Below are 18,803 nucleotides of genomic sequence, written 5' to 3'. Positions count from 1 at the left end.
CAGTGAAATGCAAAACGCGCAATGTGTGCCCGTCGCCAATTGCGTCGCGTCAACAGGGACGCGCGAAAATCATGCGCCCCGCCGACGTTTGCAGCGTCTTCGTGACTACCACATCCACCAACTGGTTCAGCCGCGTTTGCCCATCTTCGACAACGACCATCGTGCCGTCGTCCATATACCCTACCCCCTGGCCGATCTCCCGCCCTTCCTGGATAATCTTCACGGCCAGCTCCTCCCCCGGCAGATAGATCGTCTTGATGGCGTTCGCCAGATCATTGATGTTTAACACGGTCACGCCCTGCAATTCGGCGACCCGGTTCAGGTTGTAATCGTTCGTCATGATCGGGCAGTGCAGGTGGCGCGCCAGGGCCACTAGCTTGCTGTCCACCTCGCGCACCTCGCTCACGTCCATATCCGTGACGCGCACGGGAATGGGCGACTCCTTTTGCAAGATATTCAGCAGTTCCAGACCACGCCGCCCGCGATTGCGGCGGATGGGGTCAGGGCTGTCAGCAATGTTCTGTAGCTCTTGCAGGACATACCCGGGAACGAGCAAAACATCGCGGATGAAGCCTGTCTTACTGATGTCCGTGATCCGTCCGTCAATGATCACACTGGTGTCCAACAGGATAACGTGCCCATCTTCTTCTTCCCGATGTTCTTCGCCATCGCGCACACTCATCAGGGGGCGCAGATCACGAATGAATGCCCATAGATCATGTTGTCGCGTGATCATGACGATAATGGCCAGATAACAAAAGAAGATGGCCGCCGCCAATGGGGACAATTGATTGAAGGGCACCGGCAGAGACTTAAGCGGGGCCGTTAGCAGCGCGGCGGCGGCCAATCCCAGGAAGACGCCGACGATGATGGCCGCCAGTCGTTCCGGTGGCATGTTGATGAGCCATTGACGAATGCGGCGCACCGGGCGCGTGGTGAAAGCAGGGGTAAGGATGAGGCCGATCAAAATGCCAATCAGGCCAAAAACGACACCGTAGACATCTTCAGGCGCGCCGAATAGCCGGGCCATCTGCTGGCCCAATAAGCCGACACCGAAGGCCGCCAGGATAGCGCCGATAATGCGAGCAATGAAATCAATACTGAATGATGGCATATTCTTCACACGGAGAAAGAACGCGGAAACCACGCTTCCATCCTTCTGTCAACATTTGGCGGGGCCGCGCATTTCGCCGCGGGCGACAGCCGAAAATTCGCCGCCTGCCGAAGCAGCTACATGCGCCAGATCACTTAGGGGGATGGGGATGAAATGCAAGATGGCCAACAAGTCAAAATAATGATGGCGAAGTGGTACCTGAGTAATAGGAATGAACGAAGAACATAGTAGCACAGTGACGACGAACAAGCAACAGCGCCGCACTTAAATGGTGCGCGGAGTATTCGTTTATACCAATGAGAAATCAGGAAAGTCTGGCGGATTTGTAATTATTAACGTTCTCTGGAGATTGGACCAATTTCACGCGCTCAATAACCATTTTCACCAGAGAAAATGGGTCCAATCTGGCTCAGGACTGACGATGAAATAAAGTACAGAATGGCATCATCAGTTTGAAGGAACGGTAAGGAAACAACTTCGTTGTCTTATTTGATTTCCGTTCCTGTGGGTTCGCTCGAAATTGACTTTGGACTTTCCAATACATAACATAAGAACCCTTCCAGCGCATCCGTCAATTCCCGAGCGAAACCGTTATTAACGGATGCGCCCTCAGCAGTTACGCAGATTTCTGCAATCTGGCCCGTCAACGAAAGTTTCGGACACCCCACACCTAAACGCCCAGACGCAGCAGCCCCAGAGCCACGTTCACGGCGTAGCTGAGAATGGCGATTCGCCCGTCATGCAAAGCGCGACGCAACTCTGGCAGCGAGACCCAATGGATGGCGTACTGCTCCAAGTCGTCGTTGTCGGGAAGGGCGACCTGGCGAGCAGCGCGGGCCAGGTAGAAGTGGCCTGTGCCCACGTAACGATTGGCGTCCACGACGAAGCTGCCCAGATGCTCCCATTCGTCGCTGTAGTACCCGGTTTCTTCAAGCAGTTCTCGCTGCGCTGCCGGCATTGGCGCTTCCCCAGGCTCCAAATATCCCCCCAACACCTGCCAACTTGACCGCCCCAGGCCGTGCTTATAGCCCGTGATCACCAATGCCTCCTCTCGATCATTTAGCACCACGGCATTGACATAATCACGCGCATGCACACGCGGCCAATCAGGAATGATGCGTCCATCCGGTAACAGCACCGTTTCCAGGTCTACGGTAACAAATGGGTGTTGCAAGGCTATCTCACTGCCAAGAATCGGCCATTTTTCATCCATGGAGAGCGTTTCCTTTACAAATCAATTGGGGATGCATTATGGACACAACATCAGGCGGCAAAAACAAGAAAGCCCACCCAATCAACAACACGATCAGGTGGGTGTCCGGGAGCCGCTATATGATATTAGCGAGGTGTGCCCCATAGGGGAATCGAACCCCTGTTTCAGCCTTGAGAGGGCTGCGTCCTGGGCCGCTAGACGAATGGGGCGGCACAACCAATGGCACAATCAGCGATAACTGCTAACTCCCTCGGGGGTTGAGCTTGTCGAAGCCCGTGTCAGCCCCGCGGTGCCCGTGACAGACTCAGGCAACGGGTCAGTCATCACAGCCAGCGCCAGAATTCTAGCATATTGTTCGCTCCGCTGTCAAAAAGGCGCTGAGCCTTTTCCTGGAAGCTGTTTTGACGCCAAATATGTATCTTCTCAATAAAGGGGGCGAAGTTGGTTGAGCCTGTCGAAACCAACGGCCTTCGACAAGCTCAGGCCGCGGTTCCCCCGAAATATCGAGAAGTTATCCAAATACCTTGAATGATGAGACGTTTTGGGCCTGAAATCGAGCTTCCGGAAAGGTTTGCATGCTGGCGCGCAAGCCTATACAACCACATCACGTCGCCGAATGAACAGGCGATAAATGAGAAAGGCGACGGCGGAGAGCGCCAGCCAGCCATGCTGGATGACGACGGCGCGCTGGCTCAAGGGCTGCGTGGTGACGACGGCCCGCCCTTGATAAAAGAAAGTGCCCAGGGCAAACAGAACGACGACGGAGGCGATCACCAGGAAGTCCATAAAAGGCAACGCCTCGAATGCGGGCGCGGGGCGCTTTCGATCCCGGCGCACGCTGAGGATGAACCAGGCCAGGATACCCGCCATCAGCAACAGGACGGCGATGTAGGTGATAGGGCGCACGCCGGCGGCTCCCGCGGCGCGATTGCTGATTTGGGGGATGATGAGCAGGTAGCCGATGGCCAGGGCATAGCCGATAACGCCCATACGCGGGTGGTCCCAATCCCGCGGCACGAGGCGATTGGCCAGGTAGAAGGTGAAAATGCCTTGCAGGAAAGGCCAGGCAAAGAAGAGGATGAAGAGGAATGCGCCCAGGTTGATGCCCAGCAGGGTGCGCCCACCATACGTTTGCGCGTTGATCAGGTTGTTGGTGATGAAGGTGGTGGGGTAGAAACTCCAGAAAAGGGAGAACAGAGCGATTTGCAGGTTGGTGAGTTTGAAACGGACGATCAGGTCTTCGAGGATGGCGTAGTAGCTGGTATAAATGCCGGCCATGAAGAGATAAAAAAGTGGGCGGCTGACGGTATAGGCCAATCCCCTCGCCGAATACTCAAATAGCAGGTTGAACAGGACACAATATAGGACAATACTAAAACGATTGGAGATGATTTTCATTGCATTTTCCTTATGAGATAAAGTTTGGCCCGGCAGGAAGCGCCCACATCATAACAGAATTGCGCAGGGGCCACAATCCCGCCACGCCCCCGTTTCGTGATTGTGCTTTCACGGCTATAATGATACTGGCTGATGACAGGGTCTTCACTGGCATTCACGTTTGCGGCTGGTGAGCTGGTTTGGTTGTGCCGGCATAACCAACTCACCCACTTACCCATGACCGCACTTCTCAACCCGGAGGCACATCTTGACCGACATTCGCTTCGACACCTATTATCGTTACGATGCCATCACCCGCTTCTTACAGGAATGGGCAGCCCAGTATCCGCGGCTTTGCCATCTGGAAAGCCTGGGGCAGAGCTACGAAGGGCGGGACATCTGGTTATTGGCGATCACCAACTTCGACACAGGCGCGGACACCGACAAACCCGCCTATTGGGTAGACGCCAACATTCACGCCACGGAAGTGGCCCCCTCATCAGCCGCCCTGTACCTGATACATAAGTTGCTGACAGAATATGGTACAGACGAGAAAATCACCTATGCTCTGGACAGCCGCACCTTTTACGTCGTCCCCCGCGTCAACCCGGACGGCGCGGAGTGGGCGCTGGCGGACAAGCCCAAATACATTCGCAGCAGCACGCGCCCCTATCCGCGCACGGATGCCCTGGACGGTTTTTACCAGGAGGACGTGGACGGGGATGGCCGCATTTTGCAAATGCGGATCAGGGACCCCCACGGCTCCTGGAAACCGCATCCTGACGAACCGCGCCTGCTGATTCGGCGCGAGCCGGACGATTTACCCGGCGGCGATTACTATCGCCTGCTGCCTGAGGGGGCAGTGCGCAACTTCGATGGCGTCACAATCAAATATGCGCCACCGGTGGAAGGATTGGACCTGAACCGTCAGTTCCCCGTGAACTGGACCCCGGCACAGTCCGGCGCGGGCGACTATCCGGGCAGCGAGCCGGAGACACAGGCGCTAATGCGATTTATCGCCGCTCATCCCAACATCACTGGCTCCGTCAGCTTCCATACCTTCAGCGGCGTGCATTTGCGCCCGCCAACCAAAGGCCCTGACAGCGAACTGCCGACGCAAGACCTGTACACGTACAAAACGATTGGCGACAAGGGAAAACAATTGACGGGGTATCCGGCCATTTCCGTGTTCCACGAATTCCAGTACGATCCCAAAGATTACATTAAGGGCACGTTTGACGATTGGATGTACGAGGTGCTGGGCGTGTATGCCTGGACAACGGAGATCTGGAGCGTGCAGCACCAGGCGGGGATCAAGGATTACAAATACATTGATTGGTTCCGTGACCATCCCGTGGAAGATGACCTGGCCGTGCTCAAATGGGCGGACGAGGTGCTGAAGGGAGAGGGGTACGTCAACTGGTATCCTTTTACACATCCGCAGTTGGGGGATGTCGAACTGGGTGGCTGGCACAGTTTCATCACCTGGCGCAATCCGCCGCCGCACCTGCTGGAGCAAGAGATCGCGCCCCTGGCTGATTTTTGCATCTTTAACTGCCTGGTATCGCCGAAGCTGGAACTTTTCCAGGTGGAGGCGGAATCACAAGGCGATATGCACCGGATTCGGCTGGTGGTACACAATACGGGTTGGCTGCCGACGAATGTATCGGAGCAGGCGTTGAAAATGAAGGTAGTGCGCCCGCTGGAGGTGGATATCAAGCTGCCTGAGGGGGCGCGGCTGGTGATGGGGGAGGCGAAGACAATGTTAGGACAACTGCGAGGGCGGGACCACAAGATGGCGGCGAGTTTCTGGAACAATGACGCAACGCAGGAGCGGGCGAAGGTGGAGTGGGTGGTGCAGGCGTCGGCGGGTACGGAGGTGGAATTGGTAGCGGGGCATCAACGTGCCGGCATTGTTCGCGCCACCATCACCCTCGGTCACACACAACCATGAGCTTACTTCACGGCCTCAACCAACCCCAATACCTCGCCGTCACCGCCCCCGATGGCCCCATCCTCGTCCTCGCCGGACCGGGCAGCGGCAAAACCCGCGTCCTCACCCAACGCATCGCCTACCTTATCCAGGAAAAGCGTATCCCCCCCTGGCGCATCCTCGCCGTCACCTTCACCAACAAAGCCGCGCGCGAAATGCGCCACCGCATCGAGGCCCTGCTGGGCGAACCACCGCGCGGCCTCACCATGGGCACATTCCACGCCACCTGCGCCCAAATTTTGCGCCGCGAAGCCCTCCACCTCCCCCACCACACCAACGACTTCGTCATCTTCGACACCGACGACCAGCGGCAGGTCATCAAACAAGCCCTACGTAAACTGAACCTCGACGACAAGAAGTTCCCCCCGGCCAAAATGCTCAACTACATCAGCGCCGCCAAGAACGAATTTATCACAGCGGACGAATACGCCGCCACCAACTACGTCTCCGAGGTTGTGCGGCGCGTTTATGCCTGCTACCAGGAGTTGTTGCAGGCCAACAACGCCATGGACTTCGACGATCTGCTCATGAATACGCTCCTCCTCTTTGACAACCAGCCAGACGTGCTGGCGAAATACCAGGAGCGTTATCTGCACATCCTCGTTGATGAGTTCCAGGACACCAACACAACCCAGTACGGATTGCTGCATCGCCTGGCCCTGGGGCATGGAAACATCTTCGTCGTTGGCGACGCGGACCAATCCATCTACAAATGGCGCGGCGCGGACGTGCGTAACATCAACCGCTTCCGTGAGCAATACCCCAACGCGCAGACGATCTTATTGGAGCAAAACTACCGTTCCACGCAGATCATTCTGGACGCCGCCAAGTCCGTCATCCAACACAACCGGGATAGGGTTCACAAGGATTTGTTCACGGACCGCGAGGGCGGCGCGAAAATCATTATCCGCGAAGCCTACGACGAACGGGAAGAAGCCGTCATTGTGGTGGATACCATTGCCAACCTGGTGCTGGAGGGATACGAGCCGGGCGATGTCGCCATCATGTATCGCACCAACGCGCAGTCGCGCGCGTTGGAAGAAGCGTTTTTGATGCGCAAACTGCCCTATAAACTCGTTGGAGCCACTCGTTTCTACGGACGGCGCGAGATCAAAGACATTATTGCCTATTTGCGCCTGGTGCATAACCCCGCGGACGCGATCAGTTTTAACCGGGTCATCAACACGCCGCCGCGCAGCATTGGCAAGAAGACGCAAGAACAGTTGCAAGACTGGGCGACGGCCAATGGCTGGCAGCCGGGTCAGGCGCTGGTGCGGTTGGTGACCGACCCTGATTTGCAGTATCCGTTCAATGGGCGCGCGTTGAAGGGGCTGCTGTCGTTTGCCACGATGCTGTACGAATGGACCATGCTCAGTGATGGCGCGGGCGTGGGAGAGATCATGGACCTGATTTTGCGCGATGTGGGGTATCGCGGCTATATTGACGATGATACGGAGGAGGGGGAGGATCGTTGGGGCAACGTGATGGAGTTGCGCGCGGTGGCGAATATAGACGAGGAGATTACGCTGCCGGCATTTCTCGAACAGATCGCCCTGGTTTCTGACGCAGACACCGTCGAGGAAACAACCAATGCCCCCACCCTCCTCACCCTCCACGCCGCCAAAGGACTGGAATTCCCCATCGTCTTCATCACCGGCCTGGAAGAAGGCATTTTGCCGCACGCCCGCGCCTTTGAAGATGGCGAGGAACTGGCCGAAGAGCGCCGCCTCTTCTACGTCGGTCTGACACGAGCCAAAGACCGACTCTATCTGCTGCATGCCTTCCGCCGCACCTCCTACGGCATGACGGAAACCGCGCAGCGTTCCGCTTTTCTGCACGAGATTCCCGGCGATTTGGTCGAAGGCGGGAACGGCGGCAGCCGCCCCACGCGCCGCGCCACCAGCCGCGATTGGCAATGGAACCGCCCCACACCCGCCGCTCCGGCGCGTCCTAGTCCTATCGCGTCATCGTCCAGAGAAAATAAAGAGCCGTCATTCAGCAAAACCACCACACGCTCCTGGAAGCGACCATCCAACCCAGTCACCTCTCGTGAACCCCGTCCGCAGCCGCCACCAGAACCCCAACGGCGTACCTACCGCACGGGGCAGCGCGTGCGTCACGCTCGCTTTGGCGAGGGTTTTGTGATTGAGACAAAGCGCACGGGAGACGACGAAGAGGTTGTAATCGCGTTTTCCAATGAGGGAATCAAGCGACTGGCCGCAAGCATGGCCAACCTTGAGCTGATCGAATAACCCTTTTGTGCCACAGCTCAAATTGCAAACGATACGGCACAAGCGCTTTCCTGATTCCGAATATTTGTGATGAACTACTTAATTGATGGTCATAACCTGATTGCGAAAATGCCCGGTCTGTCGCTGCAAGACGCGGACGATGAGGAAGCGTTGGTGCGACAGATACAGACGTGGGCCGCGGCGCGACGCAAGCGATATGTGTTGATTGTGTTCGATCAGGGGATAATTGCCGGCAAATCCGCACGTCTCTCCAATAATCGGGTACAAGTCTTCTTTGCCCCTGCCGGGCAAACGGCGGACAGTTTATTGGTGCGCCGCATTAACCAGGTGCAAAATCCACCAGAGCATACGCTGGTCAGCAGCGACCGCGCCATCATTTCCGCGGCAGCGGAACGGGGGATGCCCTACATCTTCGCCGAAGTGTTTGCCGCGCAAATGGAGGAAGAACGCCAGCCGCCACCACCGGAACCGGAGCAGCCAACGTTGAGTGACGCCGAGGTTGCCCAATGGATGGCCCTTTTTGGTCCCGTGCCCGAGCGTCCGCCACGCCCACCGCGCCGACGGCGACCAGAACCAGAAGCGCCCCCGGACGCTCCACCACCACCGCCCCGCGCCTATTCCGCGGCGGAATACAAGGCGGGGACGGCGGACATGAGCGCGGACGAACTGGCGGAATGGCTCGCTCTGTTTGGTCCGGAGCCAGAACCGGCATTAGACAAGCATCCGCGGGCGAAAAAGACGCCGCCGCATTCCGCTGCCGATACGAGTGCGCCCGGCGGTAGCCTGCATGTGGATGACGAAAAAAAGGAAGGACGCGCGCGCCTGACGCCAGAGGAAATGGAAATGTGGCTGAATGAATTTGGCGGCGAAGACCCGCGCCAAAAGCGTTGAGGCGGTCTGGCGTAACGGGCATGACGGCTTCTAATCCGCCTCTAAACTCCTGCCCATGAACGGTTTATTTTCTCACTCTATACTTCGTACAATTCTGGTTGGGTAATAGAGGAACTCCTCCCCCCCTAAACTGGCACGAGAGAAACGCGACTGGAACAACCCCCAACCAGAACCAGGCAATGCCTGCCCCTCCCTCGAATTGGGCGTTGACCGAAAAAGTTCAGGTACTCCCCTCCTGGTATCTGGACGCGAAAGAAACCGCCTCTGCGCCCTGCAGGGGTGGTTTTTTTTTGCTTGGGACGGGACGGATGCCGAATCGGTTGGGGCAATCTCTGAGATAGCGCCGATCTGGAAGTTGCATGATGGTCTCTTTCGTAGTCGCGCAATAATTTTGGAAGATTTTTGCAATTTTCCATCCGTGTGCTATACTGTATTCAGTTTCCTCAGCATTTTCTAACATTCGGCCTCCCATTGCTGTTTTGATCTCTCCTTTGGCCGGAAAACTTACGAAGAATCACAAGCAAATGAAGTGTGAAGATGGCAAGCAATGCCGGCATTTTCGCTTGGCTTATATGCGGGCTTTCGCATCGAGTTGACATCTTACTCTGTTCTTCACGCTTTAAGTTGGCGACTTGTCAGTTCACAAAGAACAATGAGGAGGTGGTGGTTCTATTCCCAAAATGATCTGAACCCTCAATTCCACTATCTTTGTTTCCCCTGAAATCTCACTGCCAGGTGAATATTCAGGCAAATGCTGTGCAAAACGTTCCTCGTCCACTGTAAACCATAGAAAGGAGAATAGCAACGTATGTTTAGCAAACGTGTATCATTGCTCGTACTGCTCGTGATGGTATTGGGCTTTGCCGCCTTTGCCTCGCACCAGGTTCGCGCCGACGCCGTCACCGCGACGGCCAATGCTGCCAAGAGTGGCGGGGCCGAATTCGGCGCCATGCCCACCGGTGGCTTGATTTGGGACTACGGTCCGACGACGGGCAGCCAGGGTGGCTGCTGGTCCAACTACACTGCCAGCCAGAACTTCGCCGAGGATGTCAATTTCGCCTCGGCCACCACCATCAACACCATCGTCATTTACACCTGTATCGCCCCGGTGCAGGGTTCAACCCTACACATCAAAGTGCGTAACGACGACGGCGCGGGCAACCCCAGCAATACCCTGCTCTACGATGCCGACGTGACCCCCCTCTCCTGGGTGGCCGATCCCGTCACCGGTGGCTATGCCGTCACCGCCGACCTGCCCGGTGGTTTTGCGGCCGCGGCCGGCGTAACCTACTGGATCGGTATGTCTGGCAACGGTTTTGAACTGGGGCAGTACTCCGTCCTCACCCCCGATGATGGCACAATGGCCCAATTCTCTGGCCCCACCTTCAGCTTCCACACCTCTGTCGGCGACCAGATGTTCCAACTCTACGGCGGCGGCGGCTGCGCTCCCGTCAGCACGAACGTTGGCCTGAACCCGAACCTCTCCTTGAGCGTCTCCACGGGTGACACCAACAAATACTGGCTGGTGCGCTTCTACTTCGCCAATGGCACAAGCAACACCGTACTGCAAACGGGTCTGCCCGGCTGCTTCAACCAGACCTTCAATACGCAATACGTGCCCACCAACCCGCCCATCACCTCCATCTGCTCCTTCGTCTATGACCCGGCCGTGCCCGGCGTCGTGGCCCAAAATTGCAAGCCCGTACCGTAATTGTGATTAGACCAATTTGCTCCGGTGAAATTGGTCCAATCGCCAAAGCGCTAACGGAAGAAGCGCCGACCATTTGGTCTCTCGGTCGGCGCTTTTTATCCCCCTTTGTTTTTTGCGAGATTGCCAGCGTAACGAAAATGCCGGCACGCGCTAGTATCCACAGCGATCTCTATACAACTGTCGTGCGTTTCCGAAATCCTGGCGTCTCGTTTTGTCTCTACTCACAGAAAGGAGAACAATAAGGTATGTTTAACAAGCGTGTTTCACTTCTCGTACTGCTCGTGATGGTATTGGGCTTTGCCGCCTTTGCCTCGCACCAGGTTCGCGCCGACGCCGTCACCGCGACGGCCAATGCTGCCAAGAGTGGCGGGGCCGAATTTGGCGCCATGCCCACCGGTGGCTTGATTTGGGACTACGGCCCAACCACGGGCAGTCAGGCCGGCTGCTGGTCCAACTACACGGAGAGCCAGAACTTCGCCGAGGACGTCAACTTCGCTACCGCCACGACCATCAACACCATCGTCATTTACACTTGTATCGCCCCGGTACAGGGTTCAACCCTACATATCAAAGTCCGCGATGACGCCGGCGGCGTGCCCAGCAACACCCTGCTCTACGATGCTGACGTGACCCCCCTCTCCTGGGTAGCCGATCCCGTCACCGGTGGCTATGCCGTCACCGCCGACCTGCCCGGTGGTTTTGCGGCCGCGGCCGGCGTAACCTACTGGATCGGTATGTCTGGCAATGGCTTTGAATTAGGGCAGTACTCCGTGCAGACCCCTGACAATGGCCAGATGGCGCAGTTCTCTGGCGCAACCTACGGCGGCATGACCGGCGTGGGCGACCAGATGTTCCAACTCTACGGTGGCGGCGGTGGTTGTGGTCCGGCGGCAACCAGTGTCTCACTGAACCCGAACCTCTCCTTGAGCGTGACGACGGGCAACAACAATTTGTATTGGCTGGTTCGCCTCTACTTCGCCAACGGCACGAGCCAGACCGCGGTGCAGACGGGCCTACCCTCCTGCTTCAGCAACACCTTCAACACCAATTACGTGCCGACGAATCCGCCGGTCACTTCGATTTGCTCCTTCCTCTATGATCCGTCGGTACCCGGCGTCGTGGCCCAAAACTGCGCGGCCGTACCGTAGTCCATGAGCGAACATTAGCGGGCGGATGTCTGGCGTTGGTGTAATCAAAACGATACGCCATCCCTTCTACAGACCAGACTCATTCGCCGCCGAACAGACATAAAGAAACGCACCTGCCAGATAACATTCTGTCGGGTGCGTTTTTCTTAGAGCAACTTCCGTTTCCCCTACATCAATAGGAGATACCAGATCATCATGTTTAGTAAACGTGTTTCACTGCTGTTGATCTTGTTCATCATGGTTCTGGCGGCAGCCGTCACCTCGCGGCACGTTCGCGCCGATGCGGCCACCACGGCGGTAGCCGCCGGCGACTTGCGCGGCGCGGATGCCGCGTTCGGAACCATGCCCAACGGCGGCCTAATCTGGGACTACGGCCCCACGACGGGCAACCAGGCGGGTTGCTGGTCTAATTACACCGCCGGCCAGAATTTCGCGGAAGACGTTAGCTTCCCCACCAACACAACCATCAACACGATTGTCATTTTTACCTGCATTGCTCCGCAGCAAGGCCAGACCCTACACATCAAGGTGCGGAATGATGACCACGCCGGCAATCCCAGCAACACGTTGTTATATGATGCCGACGTCGCCCCGACTTCCTGGGTAGCCGACCCCGTCACGGGGGGCTACGCGGTCACGGCCGACCTGCCTGGAGGGTTTGAGGCATTCGCCAACGCCATCTACTGGATTGGACTGTCCGGCAATGGCTTTGAACTAGGGCAGTATTCGGTGCAAACGCCCGATGACGGCCATATGGCCCAATTCGCCGGCCCCAACTTCAGTTTCCACACCGCCGTCGGCGACCAGATGTTCCAGTTATATGGCAGCGCCGGATGCGCACCGATTGATACGCAGGTGACGATTAACCCCAACCTCTCCCTCACCGTCTCCACGGGGAATACCAACAAGGTTTGGCTGGTGCGTTTCTACTTCGCCAACGGCACAAGCAACACCGTGCTGCAAACCGGGCTGCCCGGCTGCTTCAACCAAACCTTCAACACGCAATACGTGCCCACCAACCCACCCATCACCTCCATCTGCTCCTTCCTCTACGACCCGACCGTGCCCGGCATTGTGGCGCAGCACTGCGCTCCCGTGCCGTAGGGTAGCTATTTAGCCCGTTGCCTGCGCCTGCCGGAGGCAATATGGGCTGCGCCAGGCTCAGCCTACGAGAGGGTTAGCAGACACGTCGGCGGAATACACAGGTGGTGCGCCAGACCAGACACAAAGGCCACCGGCTACGGAGCCTGGTTCCGGTGTTGGCTGCCCCCTTTTTCCCAGCAAGACGTGAACCTGAAAGAGCCTGCCGGGCCTACGGTCTGGCAGGCTCTTTTTGCCGGCCCCGGCGTTTTGCGGCGTTTGTTTGGAACCGCGCCGCGTCTGCGTTAGACTATCGCGTGTGCAAGAAAAGAATGCCCACTCACTGACACTACCTGTTTTAGCCCTGACGCTGGGGCGCTGGTGCTTGAATACGGGCACGCGCATGGTTTATCCGTTTTTGCCGGCATTTTCCCGCGCCCTCAACATCTCCCTCCTGCAAGCCTCTCGCCTGGTCGCCGTCCGCAGCTTTGCCGGCATCCTCAGCCCCCTCTTCGGCCCCCTATCCGAACAACATGGCCGCCGCCCCATCCTCATCCTCTGCCTCATCGCCCTCAATGCCAGCAGCCTCCTCGTCCTCGTCGCCCCTGGTCCCGCCGCCTTCGGCATCGCCCTTATCCTCATCGCCCTCATCAAAGTCATCTACGACCCCACCCTGCAAGCCTACATCGGCGACGCCGTGCCCTATGCCAGCCGCGGGCGCATCATCTCCATCACCGAAATCTCCTGGTCCGCCGCCCTGCTCGTGGGCGCGCCCCTCGTCGGCTGGCTCATCGGGTGGCTTGGCTGGCAGGCCCCCTTTGTCGGACTGGGGCTGGGCGGACTGCTTGCCGGCATCATCCTCTGGCGCGTCATGCCGCCCACACCACCACGCACGACAGCAGCGCCGCGCCTGAGCGACGTGGGCCGTGTCGTGCGCCGCCATCCCGTCATCCTCGCCGCCGCCGCCTACACCCTCCTCCTCATGCTCGCCAACGACATCATCTTCATCGTCTATGGCGACTGGATGGAACGCGCCTTTGGCCTCAGCCTGGGCACGCTGGGCCTCGCCTCCGGCATCATCGGCGGCTCCGAAATCCTGGGCGAACTCAGCGCGGGTTGGGCCGTGGACCGCTTCGGCAAGCGCCCCGTCGTCATTAGCGCGGGCGTGGCCGGGGCGCTCGTGTACGCCCTTCTGCCCCTGCTCGGCGTTTCCCTCACCACCGCCCTGGTCATGCTGGCCCTCACCTTCTACTTTTTTGAAGTCACCGTGGTCGGCGGCATCCCCCTGCTAACCGAACTCGTGCCCCAGGCACGCGGCATCGTCATGTCCACCATCATGGCCGCCGCCGCCGTCGGGCGCGCGCTGGGAGCGTGGCTGGGGCCGCAAATATGGCTGCGCGGCGACCTGCGCGCCAACGGCATCACCAGCGCCGCGCTGGCGCTGCTGGCGATCCTGGTGCTGGCGCGCTGGGTGCGCGAAGCGCCGGACAACAGCCACGATTCACAAACATCTTCCCGGAAGCTGTTTTGAGACCAAGTGACTTGAACGGCGAGCTTCCGGGAAGGTCGTCAACGATTCACAACCATCTTCCCGGAAGCTGTCCTGAAGTTACGTGACTCGAACGGCGAGCTTCCGGGAAAGTCATCAACCACTTCTCAAGGAAATACCATGCCTGAATCTATTGACATGCTCATTCACGCGGCGGCGCAGGTGTGCGTCGTGCCCGCGCCCGATGGCCCGCAGCGCGGCCACGCCCTGGGGACACTCGGCGTCATTGAAGATGGCGCGGTGGCCGTCCACGCCGGACGCATCCGAGAGACCGGCGACAGCGCCACACTGCGCGCGCGCTACGCGGCGGAGATGACTATTGACGCCGGCGGGCGCTGCGTGCTGCCCGGCTTTGTCGATCCGCACACGCACATTCCCTGGATGGGGGACCGGGCAAACGAGTTTGAACAGCGGCTGGCGGGCGCGACATACATGGAGATTATGGCGGCTGGCGGCGGCATTATGTCTACCGTGCGCCGCACGCGCGCGGCCAGCCTGGCGGAACTGGTGGCGGATAATCTGCCCCGCTTGCGGCGGATGCTGGCGTATGGGACGACGAGCGCGGAGGCGAAGACGGGGTATGGGCTGGCGCTGGAGGCGGAGTTGAAGCAGTTGGCGGCGATGGCGGCCCTGAATCAGCAGCAGCCGGTGGAGTTGTCCATGACGTTTTTGCCGGCACACGCTATCCCCGCCGAATTCCATAACAACACCGACGCCTACGTCACCCACGTCATTGAGGAGATGCTGCCCGCCGCCGCCACCTGGGCCGCCGCCCAGCATGTCACCCTATTTTGCGACGTTTTTTGCGAGCAGGGCGTCTTCGATGTGCCCCAGACGCGCCGCATCTTCGCGCGCGCGCAGGAACTCGGCTTCCGCCTCAAAGTCCACGCCGACGAGTTCGTGGGGTTGGGCGGGACCGCCCTGGCCGTGGAAATGGGGGCCACCTCCGCCGACCACCTGGTACACACGCCCGCCGCGGACATTGCCGCCCTCGGCAGCAGTAATACAGTCGCCGTGGGGCTGCCGGGGACGCCTTTTGGCCTGGCGGAACGGGACTACACGCCGGCCAAAGCGATCCTGGCAGCGGGCGGGGCACTGGCGCTGGCCACCGACTACAATCCGGGGACCTGCTGGTGCGAATCCATGCAAATGGTCATCGCCCTTGCCTGCCGCTACATGGGATTGACGCAGGCGCAAGCCATCGCCGCGGCCACGGTCAACGCGGCCTACGCCATTGGGCGCGGAGAGGAGATTGGCAGCCTGGAGCCGGGCAAACAGGCAGACATTCTTATCCTCAACGTGCCCGACTATCGTCAGCTTGGCTATCGCTTCGGCGCAAATCTGGCGCAGACGGTCATCAAACAGGGCCGCGTTGTCGTTAGCAATATCCTGGACCTTTCTGGAAGCTGAGAGCTTCCAGGAAGGTGGTTGCCCCACCTTTTGCCGTGAGTATAATCCCCAAGAGCGGCGTGGGCGGGCAACTTGCGCTTTTGTCTATGTTGACCGGGTGACACGGATTGGGAATGGATCGGTCAGGATACCGGCAGCATCCCCCACAAAACGCGCGTCTGTAAATTCTACATCCACCAATGGATGCGTCACAAGGAAGCAATACGCATGAAATGGCAGCGATACATCGTCGGAATTTTGCTGATCGGGCTGTTGGCGGCCTGTGGCGACAAGAATAGCGCGGAAGACCCCACAACAGCCGTCGCTGTCGCCACCTCCAGCAGCGCCGCGGACATCACCCTTCCGCCGCCCGCCACCACCGTGCCTCCCAGCCCAACCTCTATTCCCCCTACGCCCACCCCCATGGAGCCGTTGGCCGCCGTGGTGAACGGGCAGCCCATTTTCCTGGCCTTTTTCGAGAAAGAATTGGCGCGCTATGAGCAAGGGCAGATTGCGCTGGGGTTGGCGCCGACGGCGGACACAGCGGCGGACCGCGCCACCGTGCTGCATACGCTCATTGAGCAAACGCTGATCGCGCAGGCGGCGGCGGCGCGGAATATCGCCATCACCCCGGACATGGTGACGCAGAAACTGGCGGAGTTGAAAGCGTCCGCCGTGGACGAGGCCAGTTTCCAGGCGTGGTTGCAGGCGAATCAATGGACCGAAGAGGAGTTCCGGGACGCGCTGGCCGTGGATATGCTCACGGAGCGGATGAAGACGGAACTCACCGCCGACGTGCCTTACGCCGTGCCGCAAGTACATGCCCGCTACATCCAGGTGAATGATGCCGCTTTGGCCCAATCGCTGCTGGAGCAGATTCGCGCCGGCGGCGATTTTGCGGACCTGGCACGGCAGTATTCGCTCGACCGACACACGGGCGAAAACGGCGGCGATCTGGATTTCTTCCCGGCGGGGACGCTGCTCGTGCCGGCAGTGGATCAGGCGGCCCAATCGCTGGAAGTAGACCAGGTAAGCGAGGTGATCGTGGCCGTGGGCAGCGATGGCAGCGAGACGTACTACATCATTCAGGTATTGGAAAAGGACCCGCAGCGGGCGCTGACGCCACAGCAGCGCGCGGTAATGCTGCAAGAGACGTTTGAGCAGTGGCTGGATGGCTTATGGGCCAACGCGGATATTACGCGATACGTGGATGCGGGTGGATAGCGAAGATGGCGAAATCAAGGCAATCTCGACAAACGAGAAGGCGGCGCGGCATTAGCTGCTTGAATGTGCTTTCGGTAATGGTGTTGGCGCTGACGGTGTTGGTAGCTGCCGGCATTTTCGCGTTCCTCACGCTCTCCGGCGGCCAACTGGACCTATCGCAACTCATCCCCACCCGCGAACAGCCGGCGCTGCCCACCGTGGGCGCGCTGGCAGCCTTGCCCACGACCATGCCTGGCCCCACCGCGGAGCGATTGCAGCCCACCTGGACCCCCTCTCCCTTGCAACCCACCGACACCCTCCCGCCATCTCCCACGCGCCGTCCCACGCTGGAGCCGTCCATCACCCCCACGCTGCCGCCGCCCACCCCCACGCGCACGCCTACACCCACGCCCACAGAGACCCCCACGGAAACCCCCACCGGTCCCACGCCCACGGCCACCAACACGCGCTCCCCGTTCCCCTTCACCAAATCTATTGACACCCCTACCTATCTGCGAAATTATGCGAATACCGCCGGCTGTAACTGGCTGGGCATTGCGGGCGAGGTTGTTGATTTGAGCGGAAATCCCGTTTCCGCCGGCAGCTACCAGGTACACGTCTGGGAAAGTGGCATTGACGCCCGCGTCGCCGTGGGCACGGCTCCTGCCTACGGGCCATCCGGATGGGAACAATTCGTCTTCGATTCCCCCATCATCCGCACCTACAACGTGCAGTTGGAAAGCTCCGCCGGCACACCGGTTTCGCAGGTCTACCAGGTGCAAACGCGCGCCAGTTGCAACGAAAATCTCCTGTTCATAATCTTCGTGCAGAATCATTGATGACTGGAGTCTGGCGAAGTCCATATGCGGTGGTCGGAGTCGCGGCTTTCGCCGGGTCAAACCGCCATATGTGGGCCGGCTGAGCCTCCACGCCAAAAACGCCAGTGTCCAGTTGATTTTTAGCATCTGCCACCTTCCCGGAAGTTGTCTTGATGCTATATGACTTGAATGACGAGAGGTTTGTGGCCTGTAGTTGCGCTTTCGGGAAGGTTCGATGACGCTTTATCTGGTTGGCACGCCGATTGGCAATTTGGAAGATATTACGCTGCGGGCGCTGCGCGTGCTGCGCGAGGTGTCGTTGATTGCCGCGGAAGATACGCGGCATACGGCGCGGTTGTTGCGGCATTACGACATTACGACGCCGATGCTCAGTTATCATGAGTATAGTTCGGCGCAGCGGTTGGCGGGGTTGGTGGCCCGTTTGCAGGAGGAGGATGTGGCGTTGGTGTCGGATGCCGGCATGCCCGGCCTCTCAGACCCTGGTTATCGGTTGGTGCGGGCGGCGTTGGATGCCGGCATTTCCGTCATCCCCATCCCCGGAGCCAGCGCCGCCACCACCGCCCTCATCGCCAGCGGCCTGCCCACCGACAGCTTCCTCTTCCTCGGCTTCCTTCCCCGCCGCCGTGCCGCGCGCCAATCCGCCCTCGCCGCCATCGCCACCTTGCCGCACACCCTCATCCTGTACGAAGCCCCGCACCGCCTGCGCGACGTGCTGCAAGATGTGCTGCACGTGCTGGGCGACCGCGCGCTGTGCGTAGGACGCGAGCTAACGAAAATGTACGAAGAAATCTGGCGCGGCAGCGTCAGCGCGGCGCTGCAAACGTTCACGGCGGAAGCCATTCGCGGGGAGTTTACGCTGGTGGTCGCCGGGGCCACGGCACGGGAAGAGGCTTGGGACGAGGCGGCAGTACGGGAGGCACTGGCGCGCGAATTGGCGGCCGGTTTTAGCCACAAGGAAGCGGCGGCCATCGTCGCTGCCGCCGCCGGCTGGCGCAAGCGAGACGTATACGCGCTGAAACACGAGACCGGCGCAGTCTGACAGCG

At 59.3% G+C, this 18,803-nt stretch carries 14 protein-coding genes and 1 tRNA gene; 11 read left to right on the top strand and 4 right to left on the bottom strand.

What is annotated here, in order from left to right:
• Positions 1 to 49: 49 nt before the first annotated feature.
• From H6650_20595 to H6650_20580, 4 genes are all read right to left on the bottom strand, one after another.
• Positions 50 to 1,114 (bottom strand): TRAM domain-containing protein, encoded by a 1,065-nt coding sequence (locus tag H6650_20595; GenBank protein ID MCB8954413.1) that lies wholly within the window; start codon positions 1,112 to 1,114, stop codon positions 50 to 52.
• Positions 1,115 to 1,784: 670 nt separating this feature from the next.
• Complete coding sequence (locus H6650_20590) at positions 1,785 to 2,327, bottom strand: NUDIX hydrolase (GenBank protein MCB8954412.1); 543 nt, start codon at positions 2,325 to 2,327, stop codon at positions 1,785 to 1,787.
• Between the two features lie 136 nt (positions 2,328 to 2,463).
• A tRNA-Glu gene (locus tag H6650_20585) sits at positions 2,464 to 2,536 on the bottom strand.
• 382 nt (positions 2,537 to 2,918) lie between these two features.
• Positions 2,919 to 3,725 carry a hypothetical protein gene (locus H6650_20580; protein MCB8954411.1) on the bottom strand — a complete coding sequence of 269 codons (807 nt, stop codon included), beginning with the start codon at positions 3,723 to 3,725 and terminating at the stop codon, positions 2,919 to 2,921.
• A gap of 247 nt (positions 3,726 to 3,972) precedes the next feature.
• Between H6650_20580 and H6650_20575 the strand changes: the two genes are divergently transcribed.
• From H6650_20575 to rsmI, 11 genes are all read left to right on the top strand, one after another.
• The gene (locus H6650_20575; protein MCB8954410.1) at positions 3,973 to 5,658 is read left to right on the top strand and encodes a carboxypeptidase; all 1,686 of its coding nucleotides are present in this window, start codon (positions 3,973 to 3,975) and stop codon (positions 5,656 to 5,658) included.
• Positions 5,655 to 7,949, top strand: coding sequence for a UvrD-helicase domain-containing protein (locus tag H6650_20570; GenBank protein MCB8954409.1), 2,295 nt, complete (start codon positions 5,655 to 5,657; stop codon positions 7,947 to 7,949). The genes H6650_20575 and H6650_20570 overlap by 4 nt, the downstream gene beginning before the upstream one ends.
• Before the next feature lie 69 nt (positions 7,950 to 8,018).
• Positions 8,019 to 8,840 carry an NYN domain-containing protein gene (locus H6650_20565; protein ID MCB8954408.1) on the top strand — a complete coding sequence of 274 codons (822 nt, stop codon included), beginning with the start codon at positions 8,019 to 8,021 and terminating at the stop codon, positions 8,838 to 8,840.
• 808 nt (positions 8,841 to 9,648) lie between these two features.
• Complete coding sequence (locus H6650_20560; protein ID MCB8954407.1) at positions 9,649 to 10,551, top strand: hypothetical protein; 903 nt, start codon at positions 9,649 to 9,651, stop codon at positions 10,549 to 10,551.
• Positions 10,552 to 10,796: 245 nt separating this feature from the next.
• Positions 10,797 to 11,699, top strand: a complete 903-nt coding sequence (locus tag H6650_20555; protein MCB8954406.1) for a hypothetical protein — start codon at positions 10,797 to 10,799, stop codon at positions 11,697 to 11,699.
• A gap of 195 nt (positions 11,700 to 11,894) precedes the next feature.
• Entirely contained in the window at positions 11,895 to 12,803 is a 909-nt protein-coding gene (locus H6650_20550; protein MCB8954405.1) for a hypothetical protein, read from the top strand.
• Between the two features lie 295 nt (positions 12,804 to 13,098).
• On the top strand, positions 13,099 to 14,310 hold the full coding sequence (locus H6650_20545) for an MFS transporter (GenBank protein ID MCB8954404.1): 1,212 nt from the start codon (positions 13,099 to 13,101) through the stop codon (positions 14,308 to 14,310).
• A 138-nt stretch (positions 14,311 to 14,448) separates the two neighbouring features.
• Positions 14,449 to 15,738, top strand: a complete 1,290-nt coding sequence (locus H6650_20540) for an imidazolonepropionase (protein MCB8954403.1) — start codon at positions 14,449 to 14,451, stop codon at positions 15,736 to 15,738.
• 207 nt (positions 15,739 to 15,945) lie between these two features.
• A complete protein-coding gene (locus H6650_20535) occupies positions 15,946 to 16,941 on the top strand; it encodes a SurA N-terminal domain-containing protein (GenBank protein MCB8954402.1) in 996 nt (331 codons plus the stop codon).
• A 5-nt stretch (positions 16,942 to 16,946) separates the two neighbouring features.
• On the top strand, positions 16,947 to 17,759 hold the full coding sequence (locus H6650_20530; protein MCB8954401.1) for a hypothetical protein: 813 nt from the start codon (positions 16,947 to 16,949) through the stop codon (positions 17,757 to 17,759).
• Between the two features lie 214 nt (positions 17,760 to 17,973).
• A complete protein-coding gene (gene rsmI / locus H6650_20525; protein MCB8954400.1) occupies positions 17,974 to 18,798 on the top strand; it encodes a 16S rRNA (cytidine(1402)-2'-O)-methyltransferase in 825 nt (274 codons plus the stop codon).
• Positions 18,799 to 18,803 lie beyond the last annotated feature (5 nt).

It is taken from the genome of Ardenticatenales bacterium (genome assembly GCA_020634515.1).
In the GTDB taxonomy this organism is placed as follows: Bacteria; Chloroflexota; Anaerolineae; order Promineifilales; family Promineifilaceae; genus JAGVTM01.
Note: the sequence above shows the minus strand (reverse complement) of the source record. Positions and strands in the feature narration are given on the sequence as shown.